The following is a 19075-nucleotide window of genomic DNA, read 5'->3' on the forward strand; positions in this document are numbered from 1 at the left end:
TCGTTTTTATTTTCCAGATTCAACTTTTAAATAAGTTCCATCTGCATATACGTTATGTCCAAAGCCACAACCCGAGTTACCCTCGTTTTGTTTGACCTGAATATAATTTCCTAATTTCGCATTAGATTTAAAATCGAGTTGAATACGGCAGTCTTCGTCTTTATAAACGGTTTGCTTGGCATTGGTCGGCATTTTGGTGTCAAACTCACCCATGTTCGGGCCGTAAATTAAGCTTCTAAGTCCCATATATAAACCAGCATAGCTGATTGCATATTGGCCCTGCTTACGACTTACCGTGATGTGATCCCACTCCCCAAAACCCGAGTAACGAACATATTCACCAGACAAATCATTTGATGTTTTAGGTGTAGGTAACTGTTTAAGGTTAAATTGGCTCGATTTTGATTTTTCATCAAGCATAAACCACGATCTTGCCCAAAGTGGTTGACCCAATTTAGCATAGGCTAAGCCCACGTTATTGTTGGCAACGTCAATATCTCGGTCGGTAAATTTAACTGTGGTTTCATCTTCATTTGCTTTACAAAATGCAGTCCAAGAGGCTTGGTTTTGGAAATTTTCTAGCGCTTTTTTATATTGTTTTTGGTCGTAGTTTTTCTTACCTAAACTCGCGTATTGCTTCACTTTATTACAGCTTTGTTGTAGCTCTTGTTCAAAAGAAAATTCTGCATGTGTAACCGCTAAAGCCGAAAGTGTGAGAACCGCACAACCTGAAATAATAGATTTAATCATTTTTAAAATTCTTTAATAATTAACTAATTATATAATATGAGTAAGTTTTCTAAATCACAATTCTCTGAAACAAAAGTCCATTACAATGCTGGTTAACTTAGCTTTCATCATGCCATATAAAAAGGCTTGAACATTTTAAGTCCAAGCCTTTGGATTTTTAGAATTTAGCCAAAGCTCAACTAAGAAGACTCACTTAGATTCAAGTTAGAATGATGATTTTGACAAATTGCACTTTGCAAAATTTTCATACTATTTTTAATCGCATCTTCCACCTGTATTTGGCTATCTCCCATGAAATGAACTTTTGCAGGAATATTTTCATAACTAAAATTGTTATGGCCGCCACTTTCCTGAATTAATTGATAGGTAATGGTTTCATGATCTAATTCTTTAACCCCATTAAATAAAAAGCCTGAACTATATGGGTTAGGCATCATCAGAAAACCAGTGATTTTCGTATTCACTGATTCTAATGGAAGCTTCATGGACGCCTTAATCCACATTTCATATAAGTCGACTGACTCGTTGCGTAATGTGATGAATGGAATTTCTCCGCCCCCGACTCGCCCACCTACTTCTAAAAAGACCAACTCGCCCTTAGATTCAATAAATTCAAGATGAATCGCTTGATCTTTTAATTTTAAGAATTTACATACGTCTAAAGTAAAACGTTCTACTTTTTGAATAAATTCAGAATTATCAATCGTTACAGAGCCTAATGGCGCACCATTTCTAAAGTCTAAACAGGTATTAATATATTTTGAGACTTTAAAGTAAGGCATTTGATTGTCTGAAATAATCGCATCGACATGATAGATATCCCCTTCAACAAATTCTTCTACTTCATAGCCCGCATATGAAGATAAACGAGGAATATCGGCCAACTCACTAATTTTAATTACCCCTTCAGAAGCCGCGCCTACCTGAGGTTTTAAAATAATCGCTGAGCCAATTTCCAGCAAAAAGTTTTCAATATCTTGGTATGAAGACACTTCCGAATATTTAGGGTAACGCACAGTCGAGTGAGCTAAAGCATCTTTCATTTTTTTCTTGTTACGGCACAACAAATTGTCTTCGACAGTTGCACCCACAATATTCAATTCAGTTCGAATGCGAGCAGCAGCGTCGAGGTCATATTCTGAGATGGCAATAACGTAATCTATAGGTTTTTTCTTATAGATTTTTTTAGCCTGATCGAGAACCTCTTCTTCATTTAACTGCTCTAACCCAGCTATGCAGTAACAGTTTGAAGAAGTGATATAACGCATCGTTTCTGTTAAGGAAATATAAGACACATGTACGGCATTGTGATCTATATATTTATTATAATCAGACAGTTCATCGTCATATCTATTGATGATTAATACATGTTTCATATGACTTTCACCTGCTCATGTATATGTTTGACTAAACTACGAATCTTATCTTCACTTTCAGAACGGAAAATGAAGTAGCCTAATCGTGAGGTCCAATCATGGTTACACGCCAGTTCATCGTTTGTTTCATAGTAGAAGTGATGATGTACACATTCAGGTGCTTTTAACAGTTGATCTAAACCACTAAAACCTTTGAACCGACGGTGATTACCTTGGGGCATAAAGGCAATTGCAGAAACCAGATTTTTTTCTATTGAAGGTGAATATGGTAGGTCTAAGTATTCGCTCAGTACCGCTTGAGCAAGGTCAAAATTAGTCGCCAGTTTAATTAACTCAACAATATTGTCGCCCGGTAAACGTGCTGCTAACTCAATTGCGACTGCTTTTCCTTGAGGTGTAACTCGCAGTTCTAAGTGAAAAGGCCCTATATTTAACGCTAAGGTTCGAATTACTTTTTCGGCATAGTCAAAAACATGTGCAGAAAATTGACTGTCATATTGATTACCCACAATATGTCCAATTTCGACAAAGTAAGGTTCTGGCCCTAATAGTTTTTCTGTTAGCGAAGCAAAGGTTATTTTTCCATCTGTATGGATAATTCCTTCAACACTGTATTCTTTACCTACAATGTATTCTTCAACAATTAAATCACCACTGGCATAGAAACCAATATCGTTGGGCTTAGCTTTCCAGATCGCTTCAACTGTTGTTAAAAGTTCCTCAAAATCTGCAACTTTTTTAACAGACATACTGCCCGCCATATCAACTGGCTTCACGACAGCAGGAAACTTAAAACCTAGAGGTAAGTCAATTTCTTTGCCCGGTGAAATCAAGGCATATTTAATATCGCTTAAACCCGACTTAGTTAGCTTGTCACGAAATTTAAATTTATTTCGAACTGTTTGAGCTGCCATATATTCAAGAGAGTTTTTGGCAAATGAGTTACCGAGTTGTGCTGCCATAGGAACTGCATATTCAACACCGGGTAATATGGCTTTTATGGTCTTTAACTCAACAATTTTAGAGAGTTGACTATGAAAATCACTGGTATCTATTTTTATTATTTCTTTTGCTTTTTGGCGCATTGTTCCATCAATGCTGCACTCTCCTTCATCAGTAGAAAAAACATATAAATCTATCCCTAATTCTTGAGCGGCATTTAAATAAGTGACGCCTGAAGAAATAGGTTCTATAACTACTACTGTCATTGTTACAGTCTCCGTTAGGGACCAAAACTTTCTAACTCACACAGAGGCTGATTTAAAATTTTATTAATTATTGGGGTAGAACCAACACCCACTGTTAACTCGTGAGAGTCCAAATAATTTGAAAAATCAAATCCATTATTCGTCCACGTACAAAACGGGATATTTATAATATTGACCTCAGCGTCAACTTGTTCTCGAAAAACATTGAAGCAATGTTGATGATAATCACTTAAAACTGACCGATTAATCGCATAGATATTTACTTTAGAAATAGGATTTTTTCGGATGAGATCTAATCCACGAGTAAGTGCAGCTCCCATGCCGCTTCCACCGCTTACAATATTGAGCGTAGAAATATCTTTCTCGTATTCAGGTTCTATATGATTATTTAGGTTGTATTCTAATTGATCACCAATCGCTAGCTTTTCAAATAAGTTAGAAAATATTCCATTTGGTCTTAATTTTATGTGCAAAACAAAAAAATCATAATTTTTTACACCCAGTGAAACTACAGAGTAACTTCGAATTAAAGGCTCTGATGGGTGTTTGATATTCACAATTGCTTTAGAGCTAAAGAACGTCCTTTTAATTTTAAATGTGAGCTCAACAATATTTTCAGCAAGAAAACTTCTACTGACAAGTTGAGCCACACTAAAATTATTAACCAATGGCGCGATTTCGACATCGCTCTGAGCATAGCTAATACAAGGTAAGAACTCTTGTCCTACGGCAACCTGATTTCCCGATTCGTATACGACTCCACCTTTTAGCTTACATCGACAAACCCGGCACACACCTTTTAAACAGCCTTTCATCACGGCGCTATCTGGCACCGCATCGATGAGAGGCTGTTCAGAATCAGCAATGTAAATATGCTCTTGAATGCGGATATTTACCATTGGCATATTCTAATTCCATTGCTATGAAAGTGTTTCAGCACGTACAGCCTGAAAATACTCACCCACCATTGGAACAAAGCTATTGATATGCTTGATTGCTAGATCAAAGTCTTCTTGTGTCTTAATTACAGAAGAAAGCATCTCTGTCATCATGCCGCTATGGTCTTCAGCTTCATCAAATGCAACATGCGAAGCTGCACCAGATACAGCCTGATTCCCCATATGAACACCCGCTTTTTGGGTAATAAAATTATTAAATTTGTCGCCATAATATTCGAGGAACCAGTCCCAAACGACTGCTGGTAATGCCCCAAATTTCTCTACACAAAAGTTTAAATACCCCATCAGTTTCCATGTTTCAGGAAATGCATTTTTTGAAACGATCTGATCTGAAGAATAGCCATATTTAGTCAAATCCTGACCGAACATTTCATCGTGACCAAATTCATCATATAAATAATATGAAAGCTGTTTTGCGGCAGAGATATTATTGATTGCTGCAACTCGCACTGCATTTGCATCTAACTCATTATTCATATGAATGCGAATAACACACTCTAAAATATGACGTTTATAATAATTTTCATCGAACCAGTCTTCATTATGAAATTTATGCATAATCTCATCTTTTTTAAACTCGCTATGCATAGCATGATCAACCGCACTTTCTAATTTTTTCAAACTTTCCTGTGAAAAAAACACGAATTATCTCCATTATATTTAAATTATTATCTAAGCATTAAATATTTATTTAGCTAGAATTAAGACTGTTATTAATTAAACTTAAAACAATCAAATATTATGTTTAAATATATTTTTAAAAATGTCAACAAAATATTATTTTTAAGAATTTCTAATTAAAATTAAATACAATAATTTAATTAACAATCAAACAACAAATAATTTTTAATAATTGGGTTAATTCAAATTAATATCCATCACCAACAAAATTTAAATAATTTATACTTCATGGAAAAGAAGGAGTTTGACAGGGCTATATTGCGAAAAATAATGTAGACTCCTTATGGCTAAATATATGGAAGTATTAGAAAAGTGAATAATCTGATTATTGGGACTCTATTTGCGCTCTGTGCTGCTGCACTCAATGCCTCTATTGGTGTGATCAGTAAACTGCTTATGCACAGTGGCTTAAGCCCACAAGACATTGCTTTTTTAAAAACAGTCATCGCGTTCTTCTTTTTAAGTGTGTTTTTATTTAAAGTTCCTGTTAGCCAAAAAATTGCTTTTATTAGCAATACTCCAAGCAAACTGAGTGTCTTTGTCCAAATTGCGATATGTGCTTTTTTAGGGATTTTTTCACTATTCTTTTTCGAAACCATTGCCTACAACCATGGTGCTGCGGCCAATGTAGTTGTGGTACTTATGGCTTCAGCCGCTATTTCAGCTTTATTTTTTGGTAGATTAGTTTTAAAAGAAAGTATTTATATTCATTCTATTGCGGGAACATTATTAGCTGTAGCGGGTATTAGTTTAATTTCATGGAAAGGTGAAAATAGTTTATTAATGCTGATCAATGCCTCTATTGCAGGCACTGGCTATGGTCTATTTTCAGTATTAATTAAAAAATTCAGATTAAATGGTGGTTTATTCCTAACGAAGTATTTATTACTTTTTGGTAGTGTTTATCTTGCTGTTCCCTTTTTAATTAATTTTCATAGTATTAGTTTTAATTCCAATATTATTTTGGGTTTAATTGGCTTGGCAGTTCTGCCGACCATTCTTGGATTTTATTGCACAACCAAAGCATTAACATATTTACCCGCAGCAAAAGTACAAGTGACAGAACTTTCCGAACCCATTTTTGCAGCATTAATGGCTTGGGTTTTCATTCATGAACAACCGACTTTATCGTTTTTATATGGCGCAATTTTCATTATTTCAGGTATCTTTTTAATGAATAAAGCGCCTAAAGAGTAAACCAATTTCATTGATATTCACCCGCATGGTGACAAGCCACTTGCACCACGCTGGCAAAATTAATTGCCATTTGTGAAGGGGCATATTTTTTATAAGCAAGCCCCAAACCCACCGTAGGTACAGGTGCTTTCAAACAACGATAAGCCACACCCTGTATTTGCAATTGTTTAGTCGACTCAGGAACCAAAGACACGCCTAAATTTGCAGATACTAACGATAAAATCGACACAATTTGCGGTGCATTTTGTCCAATTTTGGGTTCAAAGCCACGCTCATGGCAGGCTTGTTTAATCGCATCGAAAAGCCCTGCGCTAATTGAAGGTGGCGAGACAATAAAATCAAGCTCTCGGAGCGTAGTTAAATCAATTTCTGGTGATGAATCGTCTAGATTAAAAGACTCCGAAGGCAAAGCAGCAATGAGTGGCTCTGCTAATAATTCTTGAATAATTAAACTATCTGGAATATTGCGAGGCGAACGAATAATCGCGACATCTAAGCGGTCTTCGAGTAATAAATCGATAAGCAGCAAGGTGTTCGCTTCTTCAAGTTTTAAATTCACTTTCGGATATTGCTGCTGGAAATAACGAACGCATTTAGGAATGAGAGGGTTCAACATTGAAGTACCTGTAAAACCCAATCGTAATTGGCCTACTTCTCCATTTGCTACCTGCTTAACCAAGTTCGCTGCATCTTCTACACGTTGTTGTACAGGCTGAATCGCATTTAAAAAGGCAAGCCCAGCTTCGGTCAACTCAACTCCATGCGGAGAACGGATAAATAAATCTGCACCTAGCTCTTCCTCTAAGTCCCGTATTTGCATGCTTAAAGGCGGCTGACTCATGTTTAAACGATGCGCAGCTCTGGTAAAGTTTTTTTCTTCTGCTACTGCTAAAAAGTAGCGTATATGTCTGAGTTCCATCGCTATATATAAAACATATCATGATCTATTGTTAAATATATTAGAAAAATACCACCTAAATTGCTAATTTTAATTTATCGAATTCTCTCGATGCAGCATGCCCCTCGAAGCACTGCTATTTCTTTCTGTCATGGTCATGATATGAGCTCTTCATCTACACCCAGTACCTTAAGCACTGAGGCAAATTCTCTTCTTTCCCGCGAATGGATTCACAAAGGGACTAAAGCCTACAAACATGCAGGATTTGCTTTATTCCTCGTAGGTTTTGCCAGTTTCTCTCTGATTTATTGTGTACAGCCACTTCTGCCAGCATTCAGCCAAAGCTTCCAAATTAGCCCTGCTAGCAGCTCTTTAGCTTTGTCATTAACGACTGCTTTTTTAGCCATTTCGATTGTGCTATCGAGCGCTTTTTCTCAGGCAATTGGTCGTCGTGGTGTTATCTTCAGCTCAATGCTGTGCGCAGCTATTCTTAATATTGTGGCTATGTTTACACCTAACTGGCACAGTTTGCTCATAGCACGAGCATTAGAAGGTCTATTACTTGGTGGTGTACCCGCAGTGACGATGGCTTGGATTGCAGAAGAAATCGCACCTGAACACTTGGGTAAAACCATGGGTTTGTATATTGCAGGTACGGCTTTTGGTGGAATGATGGGCCGCGTCGGCATGGGTATTTTGATTGAATATTTTTCTTGGCGCACTGCTTTAGGCTTACTTGGTGCAATCTGTTTTATTTGCTCAATTGCTTTTTTGAATTTACTTCCTGCTTCGCGTAATTTTGTACAGAAAAAAGGTTTGAATTTAAATTTTCACATGCAAATGTGGCGTACTCACTTAAGTAATTTAAAGTTACTTCGCCTATTTGCCATTGGTTTCTTGCTCACGAGTGTCTTTGTCACTCTATTTAACTACGCCACTTTCCGTTTAAGCGGAGCGCCCTATTCACTAAGTCAAACTCAAATTAGCCTTATTTTCTTGTCGTATAGCTTTGGCATGGTGTCTTCATCGTTGGCAGGAACGCTAGCCGATCGCTTCGGTAAAAAAACCATGATGATGAGCGGCTTTGCCTTAATGATTGTGGGTAGCCTCATGACATTACTCAGCTCTCTTTTCGGCATTATTATTGGCATCGCCTTTATTACCACGGGCTTTTTTATTACCCACTCACTCACCAGTAGTTCAGTAGGTGCTGAAAGCAAACAAGCCAAAGCCCACGCCAGCTCCCTGTACTTGCTGTTTTACTACATGGGTTCGAGTATTGTTGGCTCAGCAGGTGGCTGGTTCTGGTTACGCGGTGGATGGAGTGCGATTGTAGGCTTAACCGTTGTACTGTCGTTACTTGGAATATTTTTAGTCGTTTATACATCACACGCAAAAGCTCATTAATTTTTAAGTTAAAGGAAAATCACATGTCGAGTTTATTTGTTTATGGCACTTTAGGCCCAGGCCGTCCTAATGCACATATACTTGAAAATATTGGCGGACAATGGGCAGAAGGTTGGGTAACCGGAACCCTGCATAATGAAGGTTGGGGAGCAGATTTAGGCTATCCCGGAATTGTGCTTGGTGAAACTACCAATCAAGTTCAAGGTTTTGTTTTTAGCTCAGAACATTTAGATGCAAACTGGAAATTACTGGATGACTTTGAAGGCGAAGAATACGAAAGAGTACCTGTTCAAGTCACTTTAAATAGTGGCGAACGTGGTGATTCTTTTATTTATGTGTTGAAGTCTTAAGCTATTTCTAAAGTCCAAGCACATAAAGATTTAAAAATTGATAGAAAAAATTTAAGTGGTCATTTTTTGGCTTGTATTTTTTTTAAGAAACTGTAAAATTCATTCCACGTCGCCGACATAGCTCAGTTGGTAGAGCAACTGACTTGTAATCAGTAGGTCCACAGTTCGAATCCGTGTGTCGGCACCATCATTAAACCTCATGAATATTTGATTTATGGGGTTTTTTGTTGCCTGTAGGTTTTGAAATACTTACAGATTTATAATTATTATCAAAAAATTGAGTGCAGACCTATTGATCCACACCCCTCAAATTATTTTTCATATTTCTCTAATTCAATAACTATTTCTTTTGCTGCGGGTATAGTTTTATAGCAAAACATATTAAGAATATTTTTTCGATAAAAAGCTCTTGTCTAAAACTATGTTTTTTTAATTTGATAAATACTTATTATAAATCTAAGCTTAAAAATAATTTTCTAAAACGAATTTATTCTTTTAACAAGTGAAATAGAATGCTGCTAATTTATTAAAAAATATATAATTAAAATAAGAAATATTAAAAAGATACGATTATAATGCGCCCCAAAATAAGGTCATATGAATAAGACCTATTTTATAAACTTTAATTCATTAAGATATCAATACGGAAAAATATGAAACTTCGTTTTATTTTACCTGCTTTATTTCTAACTGTGCCTTTAACAACATATGCTCAAGACACCACGTCTCAAGCTCAAATGCAAACCACTGCAAACCCACCCATTTGCTTAATTGAGGGTACTCCTTCAGCAGAGCACTATAAATCTATTAAACGTATTAAAGCCGCGAAAGGAACCTATGGTGGTTTTGAAGAAGTAAAACCTAAATTAGCGATCATTGCCCGTAAATACGGTGCAGATGTAGTAATTAATTATCATCAAAGCCAAAGATTTGGTTTCTGGCCGTGGCGTATTGTACGTCCAGTACTTACAGGAACTGCCGTGAAATGGAATACGCCAGTTGATTGCACAGCATTAGGTGGCAAACAAATTTATTAATACAAAATGAAAAAAGCCCAACATCCTGTTGGGCTTTTTTCGTATTTCGTTACTAGGTACACTTCCTGTAATACCTCACGTCCTGATGCTTAAACTTATTATTGTTGTTTTACGTTTCGGAACTTCCTGTTCCTGATGATTTCATCATAGGTAATTTATAGAGTTCTAAAAAGACGCCAATTTCCCGAATGTATGTAAGAAAAAGCGTACATAGTGCTTTTAAATTCAAAATTGATTTGCCTATATCTGAAAATAAAAAACGAAAATATGAATTTATGAAGAAGTTCAGTTCATCAATTAAATGAGAAAACGCTATAATGAACCTATTACTTTATTTCTAAAATATATTTAAAAATAACAAGGAACGAGATGTTTACTTTGCCATCAAATATTTTTCAGCCCTTAGTGATCATACTGGCATGCCTTATTTTCATTGTAAGTAAAATGCCGCAGCTAAAATATAGAAAAACTATATTATTTCTCGCTATTGGTAGCCTTACTTTAATGATTGTTTTAGGAATATTTGGCTTCTTTAATTAAGCCTTATTTCTTGCTCTTCTCTATCATTTTTTCAAAGTGTTTAAGATTTGGGTTCAACGTATCCCAAGCGTAGGCTTGGCTCACAAACACCTCTGCTCTAGGCTGATAAAGGCTTGGGTCATCAAGCGTACCTGCACGTATTGAAATCATTTCAGGGGCAATTTCAGGTAAGCCAAAAAGCTGAGAACCACAAGTCGGGCAAAATGCTCTTTTAATAGGTCGGCCAGAAGATCCTAAAGTCTCAAAATATTTAAGTTCACCATTCACTTTCAATTCAGATTGGTGAAAAAAAGCGATGGGTGCATATGCTGAACCTGTTGCCTTCTGGCAATCTCGACAATGGCAATTAAAGCTATAACGTGGTTCTGCTTCGCTTTGATAGCTCACAGCTCCACATAAACACGATCCTTGATATTTGGCTGACATGGCTCATCCTATTTTTTTATTGCTGTGATTTGAATATAACGTACATATCCATTTTGGTAGAGTTGTTGGCATAACTTTGCAGTCATTTGAATTTTAAAATTTGCCAATCCTCGGCTTTGATTTTGTCCTTGCTGATTTTGAATATACCGCGAAAAACCGAGTAATACTTGCTCAGATAAATCTTCAATTTGAATATCGACAAAACCTTGTTGTTCCAAGGTAGTTCTTAGTTTTTTTTCAGTCAGTACAGCATCCCAAGCGACATTTGCTGCTTTGAGTAAATAACGATGCTTTTGTTCTTGTAACACGGTCATGTTTTGACATGAATCGGCACGCATTAGGTAGTGAAAACCTAATCGTCCTTTTGAATTTAAAACTGGAGCGATGGAATCTAGGAATGAATTTAAATTGCTGTGATAAGCGGCATCGATACAGAGCACTACATCGAAGTGTTGTTTAAATTCAAATTGTTTTAAATTTAAAAATGAATCACAAAAAATCTGACTTATTTCAGGAATAAGCCTTTTAACTTTATTAATACACTCGGATTGTAAGTCAACTGCACTGAGGCTTTTGGGTTGGTAGTGCTGTAGCCAGTGCAACAAACTTGCACCCTGTCCGCAGCCTAAATCTAAGAGATGATCTTTTGAATTTAAATTGACAGCTTGTGCCAAATGATCTGCCAATTGGCAACAAGCTTCACGGTAGTTTTGGGTATTTTTCCAAAAACCCAAATTTGTCCAAGCAAGCTCTTCGTTATCTCCCAAACTTGATGCATCAATTGCATATTTATGAGGGATAAGCCTAGAAAGAGCTGCTCGGACTTTTATTTTCACAATTTCAGTAACCGAGCTCAGGAGCAACTTCGACCTGAGGTTTTAAACCTACAAATGGTAAAGGTGCACCTAAAATTTCAGCAATATGCATTGCAGAAGTAACTGCTGACTCTAAAATTGGCAAGCCATCACATGACCATGAACCGCAGTAAAATACTTTACGGTTTAAGTCTAAATGGCGTTGTTGCAACTCTTTATTTAGGGCAACTGTTTGTGAGTCAACGACTGCACGCGTTAAAGTCACTTTTGAAATGATTTTTTTAGGATCAATATCAGTCACTGGGCGCCAAGTCTGGAACACTGGATTTTTACCCACAAGTGATGGTTCAACCGCATTCATCCAAACTGTGAATTGCTGACGGGTAAACTTACGATCCATCATATAGCTCAGCACTGACCAGTCTTTACGACGTGGTGGCATTACTGTTGCATCTGTATGAATAACAAGATCACCTTGCTCAAAACGGAATTGCTTAAGTAAATTCATATCTTCAGCAAATTGTTCAGGGTTCAAAAACTCATCAATTTTAGACGTTGGCGTTGCCACAATCACTCGATCAAATAAGTTCTTTTCACCTTGGCTGTTTTCAACCAGTACTTTCTCACCTTGTAATTCAACGTTCTTAATCGCTGATCCGCTATGAATGTCGATACCTTTAATCAAGCTATCTACAAATGCAGGTGTACCGCCTTTCATACGCAAAAGCATGTCGCCATCGGTCAAATGACGTAAAAACTCAAGTAGGTTTTTTGCCGGCCAGTCGCCAATTGTTTTTGGATTACACGTACAAATTGTATAGAGCACTGGCATAACAACGCCATGCCAGAATACTTCTTCTATATCGTTCTGATTAATAAATTCAGCGAGAGTAATATCTTGATTTTTAGATTTAAAGAACTGATGAATTGCAGTTTTTAATTGCAACATCCCTTTTACAAGACGCCAGCCATATTGCTGAATGCCTTTACGATTATTGATAATCGGGAAATTACCAATACGGCTACGAGATGTGGTTAACCATGTTTCAGTACGATCTTCAAATAACCAGCTACATGACATATAAGTACGTACTGGAAAGGTTTTAATACCTAAATGAGCAGCGAGGCTGAGTGTGTTTTTCCATAAATGAGGATTCATCACACGTAGCGGTGCATCAATAATTCCACCATCGAACTCAATGCTATGGCTATCCATTCCCCGGCCAGGAAGTGCTTCAAATATCGTGATCGTATGCCCTGCATCTTTCAGAATTCTTGCTGCCGCAAGACCTGCCATTCCACTGCCAATAATTGCGATATTCAAAATGATGTCCCATTCTTTGAGAATTTTTTTGATTATCACTCATACCCCAAAAAAACACCGTATTAAAAACTACCAGATTTTTATTTTTTGCATCAACTTATATAGAAAATATTTAGCTTTTTGGCAAAGTCATTTTTTATATTTCCTTACAATCACATGGAAGCTCATAAAACCTTAAATTTTTTGAAAATTTAAAAAAAATCTTTTAAATAAAATAAGATAATTTAACTATATTTATATCATTCGTTTTACAACTATTATTTTTTGCGATATCATGACATCACAATAATGAGAAGCAAATCACATAAAACAATGCCGCAACAACAATGCCAACCATCATAAAAACAGAATCTTTACAGCGAAAAAGCCCGCTATTCACATTTGATAGCGGGCTTTTTATTACTTTAAATGACGAAAAATAAGACTTAAAAGATCTAACCTTCTTGCATGATTGAACCGAATTTTCCACGATTAAAATCATCAATCGCTTCCATAATCTCGGCTTTGCTATTCATCACGAATGGACCATAACCTTCGATTGGTTCGTTAAGTGGTTGGCCAGTCAACACTAGGAATTTAGTGTCTTCTTCAGCATTTAAACTAAACTCAACGCCTTCGCGAGATAAAATCGCAACGGTTTTACCTTCAAGACGGTTGGTATCATTAATGACCACTGCACCATCTAACACAACAACAAGCGTAGTATGTCCTTCAGGCACATAAAGGGTGTGTTTTTGGCCTTTGACCAATTTACCATCCCATACATTTAAAGGACTAAATGTGGTTGCAGCACCTTTTGCATCTGCATATTCACCCGCAATCACACGCAAATGACTACCATGCTCGTCTAACGCAATGTCTGGAATCTCTTTCGCTTCAATTGCTTGGTATTTTCCAGGCGTCATTTTTGAATGAGCAGGTAAATTTACCCATAATTGTACCATCTCAAAAAGACCACCATGCTCTGCAAACTCAGGAGAATGGAACTCTTCATGCAAAACGCCTGCACCCGCAGTCATCCATTGTACGTCACCTGTTTTAATGGTTCCGCCGCCGCCGCTTGAGTCTTTATGAGTCACTTCACCTTGATAAGCGATTGTCACTGTTTCAAAGCCACGGTGTGGATGCGAGCCTACACCTTGCTGTTCGGTCGTTGGTGAGAAGGTATAAGGCGCTGCATAATCGAGTAGCAAAAATGGGCTTAGGGTTTGGCCTAAACGGTCATAAGAGAATAGGTTATATACAGGGAAACCATCACCCACCCAATGCATGTGGTTATTTTGATATGCACCAAGAAATTTCTTCATCTGATCTCTCCTATATATGTAGGATTTTCTTGAACTGAGATTGATTTTACGCCTCAATAATTGCAGTTTATAGATCAGGATTAGCAACACATTATTTCATCTATGAGACAATCATAAAGTTTGAGGTACTCTTTTTAAGATCATCCTATTTTTAAAATTCTTAATCCTATTTTTTAGACTTAATCACCACAACAAACTCATCTAGCATAATTTTAGGCACTGATGACCTACTTAATAATTTTTGATTATTTATTTTGATAACACGAGGACATAAAAAATGGCTCAAGATTACGTACGTTTAGACAAGGATAATGCTGCGGTTCTTTTAGTTGACCACCAAGCAGGTTTACTTTCTTTAGTCCGAGATATCGATCCAGATAAATTTAAAAATAATGTATTAGCACTTGCAGATGCTGCTAAATATTTTAATTTACCGACTATTCTTACCACGAGTTTTGAAAACGGTCCAAACGGTCCTTTAGTTCCAGAGTTAAAAGAACTTTTTCCAGATGCGCCATTTATTCCACGTCCTGGTCAAATCAACGCTTGGGACAATGAAGATTTTGTAAAAGCGGTCAAAGCGACAGGTAAAAAACAACTGATTATTGCTGGTGTGGTCACTGAGGTTTGCGTGGCGTTCCCAGCGCTATCTGCACTCGCTGAAGGCTTTGAAGTGTTTGTGATTACAGATGCTTCTGGTACTTTCAATGAATTAACACGTGATGCTGCTTGGGACCGTATGTCAAAAGCAGGTGCTCAGCTGATGACTTGGTTCGGTATGGCTTGTGAGTTACACCGTGACTGGCGTAATGATGTGGAAGGCCTTGGAGCACTCTTCTCAAATCATATTCCTGATTACCGCAACCTGATGACAAGCTATAGCTTTAATACATCGCAAAAATAAGCTGAATTCCCAAGATTAGAGTGCTTAAGCGCTCTAATCTTAAATTTAAATGGATTGATCTGACATTGATAAGCTCTTTTGATGATTTTTATTATTTCTATTTAGTCGTAAAACACGGCGGCTTTAGTGCGGCCAGTGAAGCTGAAAATATTAGTAAATCTAAGCTCAGCCGACGCATTATTGACCTTGAAAATAAATTTAATGTCAGCCTGATTCAAAGAACAACCCGCCATTTTAAAGTGACAGATTTAGGCCAAGAGTTCTATGAAGAATGCTGCAAAGTTATAGCTCAAGTTGAATGTGCAGAAAACGTTTTGTTAAAGCAAAAAAGTGAGCCTCAAGGGTTAGTAAAAGTAAGCTGCCCACCGCTGATGATGCATTTTCAAATTAGAAAAATTTTAAATCAGTTTCTAAAAACCTACCCTAAAGTTGAAATATCTCTTGAGCTAACCAGCCGTCGAGTAGATATCTTGCATGATGACATCGACCTTGCTATTCGGACCAATTTCGAACCAAATGAAGATTCAAATTTAATTGTTCGTGATGTGATTAAAACAGACCACTGTCTGGTGGCTTCACCTGAATTGCTACAAGGTCGCAATATTGAGCATTATTCCGAATTACAGGACTTTCCAAGTATCAGCTTAGGTACTCAAAAACAAAACCCTATTTGGCATTTATGCAATATTCGTAACGGCGAATCAGTTGATGTGCCTTATCAACCACGAATCAAAAGTAATGACTTGGCAGGTGTTTACTATGCCGTGATGGATGGTTTAGGTATTGCCGATCTTCCCTTTTTAACCGTCGAATCTGAAATTCGTAAAGGTACGCTTATTCATATTCTTCCTGATTGGAAGTCAAATATTGGCATGCTACAACTGGTTTATGTGTCCAGAAAAGGCCAACGCCTTGTGGTCGAAAAACTCATTGAAACCCTGATTGAAGAACTCAGGCGTTTACCCGAAAGCCATGAAGGGTATTTGCCGACTTAAATAAAAAAACCGGTCATGAATGGGCATGACCGGTTTTTGTGAAACATCACATACAGCATAACTGCATGTTTTCGTTCAGAACAAAACGAACTCGCTTTGTTCCTTACTCAGATAAGTCTACGCATAAGTATTTCATTTCGACATATTCTTCGATGCCGAATTTTGAGCCTTCACGGCCTAGACCTGACTGTTTTACGCCACCAAACGGAGCAACTTCATTTGAAATCGCGCCCGTGTTAATGCCGACCATACCGTACTCAAGTGCTTCACCCACTCGCCATTGACGAGCTGTGCTTTGAGTAAATAAATAAGCAGCTAAACCAAACTCGGTATCGTTTGCCATCGCCACTGCTTCATCTTCAGTTTTAAAGCGGAATAGTGGTGCAAGCGGACCAAAAGTTTCTTCTTTAGACACTTTCATATCTTGAGTTACGCCAGTTAAAACTGTTGGCTCAAAGAATGTGCCGCCAAGTGCCGAGCGTTGACCACCAATACGAATTGTTGCGCCTTTCTCAGTTGCATCTGCAATATGAGACTGCACTTTTGCAATCGCATCTTCATCAATTAAAGGCCCTTGAGTTGAACCTTCTTGACGACCGTCACCTACTTTCAATTTAGACACTGCTTCAACTAGACGCTCTGCCAATGCATCGTAAATACCATCTTGAACATAAATACGGTTAGCACAAACACAAGTCTGACCACTGTTGCGATATTTACTTGCCATAATGCCCTGAACTGCTTGTTCAAGGTTGGCGTCGTCAAACACTACAACGGGTGCATTACCACCGAGTTCAAGTGAAAGCTTTTTAATGGTTGGCGCACATTGTTGCATCAAGATACGACCAACTTGCGTTGAACCTGTGAAGCTTAACTTACGAACGATATCGCTTTCGCATAGGGTTTTGCCGACTTCAACCGCATCACCACTAATGTTAATTAAAACATCGGCTGGTAAACCTGCCTGTAACGCCAATACTTCAAGTGCATAAGCGGTTAATGGCGTTTGTTCTGCTGGTTTAACCAACATTGAACAACCTGCAGCAATGGCTGGACCTGCTTTACGCGTAATCATGGCAGCTGGGAAGTTCCATGGCGTAATTGCAGCAGTAACACCAATCGCTTGTTTAATCACGAGCAAACGTTGGTTTGGTAAGGTTGGTGTCAACACTTCACCATCAACACGGCGGGCTTGCTCAGCAAACCAACGGATGAATGATGCTGCATAACCAATTTCACCACGTGCTTCTGCCAATGGCTTACCTTGCTCAGCTGTTAAAATTTGAGCCAGATTTTCTTTGTGCTCAAGCATGAGGTTGTACCATGCCAATAACACATCAGCACGAGCCAAGGCAGTTTGCTTTTTCCAAGCAGCTTGCGCTTTTGCTGAACGATTAATTGCGGCTTCAACTCCTGCACGGTCATAGGTTTTTACCCATGCCAAAGTTTCACCTGTAGCAGCATCATTTACCTCGACATAATCATTTGAAGTAGGTGCTTCTAATGAGATATCAGGATGTTTTAATAAATACTGCAAATTATTTTGAATCATGCAGATTGCTCCATTGCTTTTGCACTACCTGCTTTGAGTGTCGCAAAACCTTGTTTCAGGATATCAAGACCTTGACGGAATTGCTCAGCAGGAATGGTTAATGGATATAAGAAACGAATTACATTACCGTATTTACCACAAGTAAGAAGTAACAACCCGTTTTCCATTGCATAATTTTGTACAACTTTTGCTTGTTCAGCAGTCTCAAGCTCTACTGCAACCATTGAACCTAAAGCACGAATATCAGTTACGACGTCGCCTGTTGCTTGCTGAATATCTTTAAGTGCAACAACCAACTCTGCACCTAATTCATTTGCGCGGTCGCATAGGTTTTCTTCTTCAATCGCATCAATCACTGCGTGCGCAGCAGCAACCGCAATCGGGCTACCTGCGTAAGTACCGCCTAGTCCACCTGGATTTGGTGCATCCATCACTTCTGCACGGCCAACAACACCCGAAATTGGGAAGCCGCCACCCAAGCTTTTCGCCATGGTGATAAGATCTGCTTTAGTCTCGTAATAGTTCATTGCAAACAATTTACCAGTACGGGCAAAACCTGATTGCACTTCGTCAGCAACTAATAAAATGCCGTGCTTATCGCAAATTGAACGTAAACGTTTTAAGAACTCAGCTGGCACTACATTGAAACCGCCCTCACCTTGTACTGGCTCAAGCACAATTGCTGCAACATCATGTGGTGCAATATCTTCACTGAAAATATCTTCAACGCTTTCGATCGCTGCGTCTACTGAAATACCTTTAGCAGGTACAGGGTAACGTGCGTGGAATACACCCGCTGGCATAATACCGAAATCACGTTTGTAAGGTGCAGTTTTACCTGTCATTGCCATGGTCATAAATGAACGACCGTGGAAACCGTTACCAAAAGTGATAATGCCGTGACGACCTGTGTAACAGCGAGCAATCTTTACTGCATTTTCAACAGCTTCTGCACCTGTAGTGAAAAAAGCTGACTTTGCAGGACCAGCAATTGGCGCACGCTCATTAATACGCTCAGCTAAAGCCACATAGCTTTCATATGGCGTTACTTGATAGGCAGTGTGCGTAAATTTAGTGAGTTGTTCTGTCACTGCTGCAATGACTTTAGGGTGGCGATGGCCTGTATTTAAAACCGCGATACCACCAGCAAAGTCGATAAATTGGTTGCCTTCCTTGTCCCAAAGCGTCGCGTTTTCAGCTTTTTCTGCATACCACTGACACATCACGCCTACACCACGTGGAGTTGCTTGCTGTTTACGTGCGTTAAGTGCAGAATGTTGATTATCCATTTGATTCCCTCATATTTTCATCATCAGTTGCAGCTTTGGTTTTTTGCATCCTGTGCTTAA

At 38.1% G+C, this 19075-nt stretch carries 17 protein-coding genes, 1 tRNA gene and 1 pseudogene; 7 read left to right on the top strand and 12 right to left on the bottom strand.

Annotation, left to right across the window (positions count from 1 at the left end):
* Nucleotides 1-6 precede the first annotated feature (6 nt).
* From ACT53H_RS12405 to ACT53H_RS12425, 5 genes are all read right to left on the bottom strand, one after another.
* On the bottom strand, nt 7-750 hold the full coding sequence (locus ACT53H_RS12405; protein WP_476009309.1) for a hypothetical protein: 744 nt from the start codon (nt 748-750) through the stop codon (nt 7-9).
* 179 nt (nt 751-929) lie between these two features.
* The gene (locus ACT53H_RS12410; RefSeq protein WP_476009310.1) at nt 930-2126 is read right to left on the bottom strand and encodes an ATP-grasp domain-containing protein; all 1197 of its coding nucleotides are present in this window, start codon (nt 2124-2126) and stop codon (nt 930-932) included.
* On the bottom strand, nt 2123-3334 hold the full coding sequence (locus tag ACT53H_RS12415) for an ATP-grasp domain-containing protein (RefSeq protein ID WP_476009311.1): 1212 nt from the start codon (nt 3332-3334) through the stop codon (nt 2123-2125). The genes ACT53H_RS12410 and ACT53H_RS12415 overlap by 4 nt, the downstream gene beginning before the upstream one ends.
* 14 nt (nt 3335-3348) lie before the next feature.
* The gene (locus tag ACT53H_RS12420) at nt 3349-4239 is read right to left on the bottom strand and encodes an FAD-binding oxidoreductase (protein ID WP_476009312.1); all 891 of its coding nucleotides are present in this window, start codon (nt 4237-4239) and stop codon (nt 3349-3351) included.
* A gap of 15 nt (nt 4240-4254) precedes the next feature.
* Entirely contained in the window at nt 4255-4935 is a 681-nt protein-coding gene (locus ACT53H_RS12425; protein ID WP_004789949.1) for a hypothetical protein, read from the bottom strand.
* 351 nt (nt 4936-5286) lie between these two features.
* Here ACT53H_RS12425 and ACT53H_RS12430 point away from each other — a divergent pair, with 351 nt between their 5' ends.
* Nucleotides 5287-6171, top strand: coding sequence for a DMT family transporter (locus ACT53H_RS12430; protein ID WP_476009313.1), 885 nt, complete (start codon nt 5287-5289; stop codon nt 6169-6171).
* Here the strand turns inward: ACT53H_RS12430 and sxtR are convergent.
* A pseudogene (gene sxtR / locus ACT53H_RS12435) lies at nt 6145-7090 on the bottom strand (multidrug efflux pump transcriptional activator SxtR). The gene ACT53H_RS12430 and the pseudogene sxtR overlap by 27 nt on opposite strands.
* Before the next feature lie 141 nt (nt 7091-7231).
* On the opposite strand from sxtR, the gene sxtP reads away from it, so the two are divergent.
* The 4 genes from sxtP (at nt 7232) to ACT53H_RS12455 (ending at nt 9863) form a co-directional block, all read left to right on the top strand.
* Nucleotides 7232-8476: a multidrug efflux MFS transporter SxtP gene (gene sxtP, locus ACT53H_RS12440; RefSeq protein WP_476009314.1), complete on the top strand. Its 1245-nt coding sequence runs from the start codon at nt 7232-7234 to the stop codon at nt 8474-8476.
* A gap of 23 nt (nt 8477-8499) precedes the next feature.
* Nucleotides 8500-8826: a gamma-glutamylcyclotransferase family protein gene (locus ACT53H_RS12445; RefSeq protein ID WP_476009315.1), complete on the top strand. Its 327-nt coding sequence runs from the start codon at nt 8500-8502 to the stop codon at nt 8824-8826.
* A gap of 111 nt (nt 8827-8937) precedes the next feature.
* Nucleotides 8938-9013, top strand: a tRNA-Thr gene (locus ACT53H_RS12450).
* 466 nt (nt 9014-9479) lie between these two features.
* A complete protein-coding gene (locus ACT53H_RS12455; RefSeq protein ID WP_004789957.1) occupies nt 9480-9863 on the top strand; it encodes a hypothetical protein in 384 nt (127 codons plus the stop codon).
* A 543-nt stretch (nt 9864-10406) separates the two neighbouring features.
* Here ACT53H_RS12455 and ACT53H_RS12460 read toward each other — a convergent pair.
* From ACT53H_RS12460 to ACT53H_RS12475, 4 genes are all read right to left on the bottom strand, one after another.
* Nucleotides 10407-10829, bottom strand: coding sequence for a GFA family protein (locus tag ACT53H_RS12460; RefSeq protein ID WP_004789959.1), 423 nt, complete (start codon nt 10827-10829; stop codon nt 10407-10409).
* A gap of 8 nt (nt 10830-10837) precedes the next feature.
* Entirely contained in the window at nt 10838-11665 is an 828-nt protein-coding gene (locus ACT53H_RS12465; protein ID WP_476009316.1) for an SAM-dependent methyltransferase, read from the bottom strand.
* 4 nt (nt 11666-11669) lie between these two features.
* Nucleotides 11670-12968, bottom strand: a complete 1299-nt coding sequence (locus tag ACT53H_RS12470) for an FAD-dependent oxidoreductase (protein WP_004789961.1) — start codon at nt 12966-12968, stop codon at nt 11670-11672.
* 434 nt (nt 12969-13402) lie between these two features.
* Nucleotides 13403-14275, bottom strand: a complete 873-nt coding sequence (locus tag ACT53H_RS12475) for a pirin family protein (protein WP_004789962.1) — start codon at nt 14273-14275, stop codon at nt 13403-13405.
* Nucleotides 14276-14552: 277 nt separating this feature from the next.
* Between ACT53H_RS12475 and ycaC the strand changes: the two genes are divergently transcribed.
* The gene (ycaC, locus tag ACT53H_RS12480) at nt 14553-15179 is read left to right on the top strand and encodes an isochorismate family cysteine hydrolase YcaC (RefSeq protein WP_002052204.1); all 627 of its coding nucleotides are present in this window, start codon (nt 14553-14555) and stop codon (nt 15177-15179) included.
* Between the two features lie 20 nt (nt 15180-15199).
* On the top strand, nt 15200-16174 hold the full coding sequence (locus tag ACT53H_RS12485; RefSeq protein ID WP_174729772.1) for a LysR substrate-binding domain-containing protein: 975 nt from the start codon (nt 15200-15202) through the stop codon (nt 16172-16174).
* A gap of 103 nt (nt 16175-16277) precedes the next feature.
* On the opposite strand, the gene ACT53H_RS12490 is transcribed toward ACT53H_RS12485, so the two are convergent.
* Nucleotides 16278-17726: an NAD-dependent succinate-semialdehyde dehydrogenase gene (locus tag ACT53H_RS12490; protein WP_174729775.1), complete on the bottom strand. Its 1449-nt coding sequence runs from the start codon at nt 17724-17726 to the stop codon at nt 16278-16280.
* Nucleotides 17723-19015 (bottom strand): 4-aminobutyrate--2-oxoglutarate transaminase, encoded by a 1293-nt coding sequence (gabT, locus tag ACT53H_RS12495; RefSeq protein WP_174729778.1) that lies wholly within the window; start codon nt 19013-19015, stop codon nt 17723-17725. Before gabT ends, ACT53H_RS12490 begins: the two co-directional genes overlap by 4 nt.
* Nucleotides 19016-19075 lie beyond the last annotated feature (60 nt).

It is taken from the genome of Acinetobacter sp. DMC2, assembly GCF_056314305.1.

What these genes read in the sequence shown, in the direction of transcription:
- ACT53H_RS12405 (WP_476009309.1), bottom strand. Translation starts at nt 750, where the DNA reads ATGATTAAATCTATTATTTCAGGTTGTGCGGTTCTCACACTTTCGGCT.
- ACT53H_RS12410 (WP_476009310.1), bottom strand. Translation starts at nt 2,126, where the DNA reads ATGAAACATGTATTAATCATCAATAGATATGACGATGAACTGTCTGAT.
- ACT53H_RS12415 (WP_476009311.1), bottom strand. Translation starts at nt 3,334, where the DNA reads ATGACAGTAGTAGTTATAGAACCTATTTCTTCAGGCGTCACTTATTTA.
- ACT53H_RS12420 (WP_476009312.1), bottom strand. Translation starts at nt 4,239, where the DNA reads ATGCCAATGGTAAATATCCGCATTCAAGAGCATATTTACATTGCTGAT.
- sxtP (WP_476009314.1), top strand. Translation starts at nt 7,232, where the DNA reads ATGAGCTCTTCATCTACACCCAGTACCTTAAGCACTGAGGCAAATTCT.
- ACT53H_RS12445 (WP_476009315.1), top strand. Translation starts at nt 8,500, where the DNA reads ATGTCGAGTTTATTTGTTTATGGCACTTTAGGCCCAGGCCGTCCTAAT.
- ACT53H_RS12455 (WP_004789957.1), top strand. Translation starts at nt 9,480, where the DNA reads ATGAAACTTCGTTTTATTTTACCTGCTTTATTTCTAACTGTGCCTTTA.
- ACT53H_RS12460 (WP_004789959.1), bottom strand. Translation starts at nt 10,829, where the DNA reads ATGTCAGCCAAATATCAAGGATCGTGTTTATGTGGAGCTGTGAGCTAT.
- ACT53H_RS12475 (WP_004789962.1), bottom strand. Translation starts at nt 14,275, where the DNA reads ATGAAGAAATTTCTTGGTGCATATCAAAATAACCACATGCATTGGGTG.
- ycaC (WP_002052204.1), top strand. Translation starts at nt 14,553, where the DNA reads ATGGCTCAAGATTACGTACGTTTAGACAAGGATAATGCTGCGGTTCTT.
- ACT53H_RS12490 (WP_174729775.1), bottom strand. Translation starts at nt 17,726, where the DNA reads ATGATTCAAAATAATTTGCAGTATTTATTAAAACATCCTGATATCTCA.
- gabT (WP_174729778.1), bottom strand. Translation starts at nt 19,015, where the DNA reads ATGGATAATCAACATTCTGCACTTAACGCACGTAAACAGCAAGCAACT.